Below are 1,757 nucleotides of genomic sequence, written 5' to 3'. Positions count from 1 at the left end.
CGGGGTCTGCCGCTGGATGCGTTCGTGTTGTTCTCGTCGTTCGCGGGGTCGGTCGGGTCGGCGGGTCAGGGCAACTACGCCGCCGCGAACGCCGCTCTCGACGCGATCGCCGCGGAGCGCCGCGCCGCCGGGCTCCCGGGCGTCTCCATCGCGTGGGGGCCGTGGGCCGGCGATGGCATGGCGGGGGATCTCGTGGATCGGCACCGCCGCGGCGGCGTACGTCCGATGCACCCCGCCACCGCCGTCACCGCGCTCGCCCGTACCGGAGCCGACGCCACGCTCGTCGTCGCCGACATCGACTGGGACACGTTCGGGCCCGCATTCACCGCGAGCCGGCCCGCGCCGCTCATCGACGGCCTCGCCCCGGTCAAGGCACCCGCGTCGGAGCGGCACTTCGCGGACGTGCCCGACGGTGAGCTCGCCGGGCACCTCCTCGACCTGGTCCGCGGCCACGCCGCCACCGTCCTCGGCCACGCCGACGCCGCCGCGATCCACCGCGACCGGGCGTTCCGCGACCTCGGCCTCGACTCGCTGACCGCCGTCGAGTTCCGCAACGCGCTGACCGCCGCCACCGGTGTCACCCTGCCGACCACCGTCGTCTTCGACCACCCGACGCCGGAATCCCTCGCCGGGCTGCTGCTGGCCCAGATCACCGGAGCCCGGGCCACGGACACCGTCCGGGCGGCGGTCCCGGCCGACGAGCCGGTCGCGATCGTGGCGATCGCCGGCCGGTTCCCGGGCGCGGCGACCCCGGAAGCGCTGTGGGAGCTGCTCGCCGAGGGGCGCGACGGGGTCCGCGAGTTCCCCGCCGACCGCGGCTGGGATCTCGACTCCCTCTTCGACCCGGACCCCGACCGGTCCGGCACCTCGTACGCGCGGGTCGGCGCTTTCCTGCCGGACGTCGCCGGGTTCGACGCCGGGTTCTTCGGCATCTCCCCGCGTGAGGCCCTGGCGATGGATCCGCAGCAGCGGCTGCTGCTGGAGTCGTCGTGGGAGCTGTTCGAACGCGCCGGGATCGACCCGGCCTCGCTGCGCGGGACCGCCACCGGCGTGTTCGTCGGCACCAACGGTCAGGACTACCCGACGATGCTCGCCGCCGCCGAGGAGAACGTCGAGGGCTACCTCGGCACCGGCAACGCCGCCAGCGTCGTTTCCGGGCGGCTCTCCTACACGTTCGGACTCGAAGGACCGGCGGTCACCGTCGACACCGCCTGCTCCGCGTCGCTCGTCGCGCTGCACCTCGCCGCGCAGGCGTTGCGGCGCGGCGAGTGCGGCCTCGCCCTGGCCGGCGGCGTCACGGTCATGTCGACGCCGGGCGCCTTCGTCGAGTTCTCCCGTCAGCGGGGCCTCGCCCCGGACGGGCGTTGCAAGGCGTTCTCCGACGATGCGGACGGCACCGGCTGGGGTGAGGGCGTCGGCCTCCTGCTGGTCGAGCGGCTCTCCGATGCGGTCGCCAACGGCCACCCGATCCTGGCCGTCGTTCGCGGCAGTGCGGTCAACCAGGACGGCGCGTCCAACGGTCTGACGGCCCCGAACGGCCCGTCGCAGCAGCGGGTGATCCGGGCCGCCCTGGCCGCCGCGGACCTGGACCCGTCCGATGTGGACGTGGTGGAGGCGCACGGCACCGGCACGAGCCTCGGCGACCCGATCGAAGCCCAGGCGCTCCTCGCCACCTACGGCCAGGACCGGCAGACCCCGCTGTGGCTCGGGTCGGTGAAGTCGAACCTCGGCCACACCCAGGCCGCCGCCGGCGTCGC

Annotated in this window: 1 protein-coding gene; it reads left to right on the top strand. The window is 74.9% G+C overall.

The window, feature by feature from the left end; all coding sequences use genetic code 11:
- Positions 1-1,757: beta-ketoacyl synthase N-terminal-like domain-containing protein (locus AB0I21_RS57450; RefSeq protein ID WP_360574524.1), on the top strand; the 1,757-nt coding region annotated here is incomplete at both ends.

This window comes from Dactylosporangium sp. NPDC050588 (genome assembly GCF_040654975.1).
Classification (GTDB): Bacteria; Actinomycetota; Actinomycetes; order Mycobacteriales; family Micromonosporaceae; genus Dactylosporangium; species Dactylosporangium maewongense.
The sequence above is the reverse complement of the archived record's forward strand: the minus strand, read 5'-3'. Positions and strand labels throughout refer to the sequence as shown.